The sequence below is a fragment of the Streptomyces sp. NPDC020362 genome (assembly GCF_040642095.1).
Classification (GTDB): domain Bacteria; phylum Actinomycetota; class Actinomycetes; order Streptomycetales; family Streptomycetaceae; genus Streptomyces.
Genome location: NZ_JBFAET010000409.1, coordinates 1 through 3,099, shown reverse-complemented (window position 1 = coordinate 3,099; position 3,099 = coordinate 1). Strand labels below are relative to the sequence as shown.

Sequence of the window (3,099 nt, the reverse complement as noted above, 5' to 3'; positions counted from 1 at the left end):
GCAGCGACCGCACCCCCGGGGGAGCCCCGTGCCGTCCCCGGTGGAAGATCGTCACCTCCCAGCCGCGGCCGACCGCGGCCTGCACGACGGCCCGTCCCACGAATTCCGTACCGCCCAGCACAAGAAGTCTCATACCGAAGAGCGTGCCCGGCCGGGGCCGTGGCGGGGAAGGGCGCTCTGCCGCGGGCAGCGCGCCCGGTCAGCGCCCGGTCGGCGGGGTGTACTTGTAGCCGACCCGGCGCACCGTCTGGATCGTCTGGCGGTGCTGGGCACCCAGCTTGCGGCGCAGCCGGGCGATGTGGACGTCGACGGTGCGGCCGTCGCCGACATGGCCGTACCCCCACACCGTGGTGACCAGCTGGTCGCGGGTGTGCACCCGGTGCGGGTGCGCCACCAGGTGCGCGAGCAGCTCGAACTCCAGGTAGGTGAGGTCGAGTTCACGGCCCTCGATGCTTGCGGTGCGCTGCCCGGCGTCGATCCGCACCAGCGTGTCGCCCCCCGTGTCGCCGGCCGCCCCCGGCTGGTCCGGCACCGCGACCGGCAGGAACGGGAGCCGCTGGTCCGCCGGGACCAGCACCAGGTACCCGACCATGGGCGGCTGTCCGGGCAGGACGGGCAGGGTGTGCTGCGGCGCGGGCAGCCAGGTGGCGCCCGGCGGCAGGAAGTCCGCGACATCCTTCCCCGACCTCTCGACTGCGTTCGAGGAGGGGAGAGCCCAGTCCTCGTCGCGGTCGACGGCCCGCAGCCGGTGCCGGGCGCCGTTCGGGGAGGGGGTGGTGAGGGCGGCGGTGGAGAGGGAACGAGTGGTCGCCATGAGAGGTCAGCTCTTTCGCGCGAGGAGTTCGTCGGGCAGGACGACGGCCGCGATTCGTGGTCGGGCGCGCCGAAGGACGTACGTCGTTTCGCGCTGGCCGAAGGCCGGGGTGTACGGCTTTAGAGGGCCCGCGCGTTCACTGCGCGGCAACACACCCGGTCGAAGTCGTGGTGCTGACGGGAGGGCCAGAACGGCTCGAGGTCATGGCGACCCGTCGCGGTGTGGTTCTGGAAGCTGGCCATGGGCCCATTGAAGCAGACAAGGGTTCGGGGCAGCAGCCTCCTCTCACTGCTTGGACGCTTCCTTGACGTGAAGTCGACGTTGCCCGCGGCCCGACGCGGCGCATCCGCCCCTGATCAGCGGCCTTCCGCCCGTCGGCGTCCCCGACACACCGTCTCGGTATCCGGACGAGCGTCGCTCAGTCGAGCACCGTCGCGGAGCCCAGCAACTTCCGTACGGCGGACCGCAGGAGGTAGTCCGGGTGCGGGTCGCCCACCACGAAGGGGTCGTGGGCGGCACGCCGGGCCGACTCGGCGACCTCGCGCAGCGGAGCCACGGCGAACCGGGGCAGGAGACCGATCGAGGTCAGCGCCGGCAGGGCGGGCGGCTCGAAGGGGGGCCAGAAGCCGCCTGCGACCAGCCACCGGGCGAGCGGCTCCACCGTGTCCTCGGTGCGGCCCGTGATGCGCCACACGGCCAGTGCCGCCGTGCCCCGGGTGCTCGCCGTGCGGTCGCGTGCCAGCCGGGGCTCGATCAGCGCCAGCAACGGCGCTGCGGCGGGCCCCAGTTCACCGGCCCACGTCACCCAGCCCGAAGCCGGGTCGGTGAGTTCCGCACCGAGGAGGGCGAGCGCGGGGCCCGGGTCGCCGCTCACCCGGTGGTACGCCAGCGCGGCGGCCAACGACACCGGGTCGGAGCCCCTGGTCGCCGCCGCCCGCAGCGCCTGTGCGCCGACGGGACCGGCGGCCGGGCCGAGTGCGCCGAGCACGGCGAACGCGCCGCTGCCGTGGCTGTCGGCGTGCTCCGGCAGCAGCGCGGCGAGTTCGGGCACGGCCTCAGCGGCCACTTCGGGACAGTGCTCCAGCACCCTGACCAGCTGCGGCGAGGCCGCGTCGAGCCGGCCGGCCACGGCCCGCGCCACGGGCAGCGCCCCGGCCCCGAACTCCTCGACCGCCGCGGTGACGGCATGGGCGGTGCCGTCCAGGCCCGGCGCCTCGTCGACCAGCCGTACGATCTCCGGCACCGCCTCGGCCGCACCGGCGCGGGCCAGCACCGTCAGCGCCGCCGCCCGCACGTCCCGGTCGTCCGAGTCCAGGTACGGCAGCACCCGTTCCCGCACCCGCGCGCGGGCCTGAGCCGGCAGGGCGCAGGTCATCCGGCCCAGCCGGTTGAACCGCCCTACCTCGCCGTCGAGTTCGGCCAGGACCCACGGCAGCACGTCCGCCTCGCGGTCCCGCCACCTCTCGGTGATCTCGTGGGCGAGCGGCACGCCCTGGGCGAGGGCCCGCAGCGCCGCGTCCGGGTCGTCCTGGAGGAGCCGGTCGGTGAACGGGCGGTACGGGTGCGGCCAGTAGGCGGTCTCGCGGTCGTGCGGGTCGGCCGCGTACGCCTGCGCGCAGACGTCGACCAGCTCGCCCGGCAGCGGCAGACCGGCGGTGCGCAGCAGGTCCTCGGCGGCGGCGAGCCGTACCCGGGGACCGGGGTCGGTCAGCAGGCCGTGCCGCCAACCGCTGTCGCCCGCCTCCAGCAGGGCGAGCGCGGTCACCACGTGCCCGCGCACCGTCGTGTCGGGCTCCGCGTCGAGCCGGGCGCGCAGCAGCGGGAGCAGCGGCAGCGCGTACGGATGGCCGAGGCCCGCGATCAGCAGCACCATGGCGTCCCGGATCTCCGCGTCGGAGTCGTGCGCGAGGTGCAGCAGGGCCGGCAGCGCCTCGGCCACGGCGCGCTGCGCGGCCGCGCGTTCGGCGGGCTTGCCGGCTCCTCCCGCGATGCCACCGATCAGCCAGAGCAGTTCCAGCCGGTGGCCGGGCCCGTGGAGGGCGAGCCGGGCGAGGTGCGGTACGGCCGGGGCGGAGGCGTCGTAGATGTCTCCCTGGTGCCACAGTGCGGACCCCAGATCGTCCCTCGCCCGCTCGCGTACGTCCGCGTCCTCGGACTCCATCGCCCGCAGCAGCCCGGGGATGTCGTCGGCCGGTCCGTAGGCGTGCGAGAGCATCCCCCAGTCGGTCATGGGCCGCACGATACGCAGCAGGGGCGCCCCCCCCGCCCCGCGGGGCCCCGTCGCG

The 3,099-nt window shown here is 75.3% G+C and carries 2 protein-coding genes and 1 pseudogene; all 3 read right to left on the bottom strand.

All coding sequences use genetic code 11. The annotated features are described in order from the left end of the window. A pseudogene (locus AB0H32_RS47600) lies at positions 1–133 on the bottom strand (reductase); the annotation flags it as partial. 66 nt (positions 134–199) lie between these two features. Further along, the gene (locus AB0H32_RS47595; RefSeq protein ID WP_361135764.1) at positions 200–814 is read right to left on the bottom strand and encodes a winged helix-turn-helix domain-containing protein; all 615 of its coding nucleotides are present in this window, start codon (positions 812–814) and stop codon (positions 200–202) included. Between the two features lie 418 nt (positions 815–1,232). Next, positions 1,233–3,044 (bottom strand): hypothetical protein, encoded by a 1,812-nt coding sequence (locus tag AB0H32_RS47590; protein WP_361135762.1) that lies wholly within the window; start codon positions 3,042–3,044, stop codon positions 1,233–1,235. Between the last annotated feature and the right edge of the window lie 55 nt (positions 3,045–3,099).

Bases quoted from the DNA above. Each gene is read 5' to 3' on its own strand.
- AB0H32_RS47595 (WP_361135764.1), bottom strand. From the start codon at position 814: ATGGCGACCACTCGTTCCCTCTCCACCGCCGCCCTCACCACCCCCTCC.
- AB0H32_RS47590 (WP_361135762.1), bottom strand. From the start codon at position 3,044: ATGACCGACTGGGGGATGCTCTCGCACGCCTACGGACCGGCCGACGAC.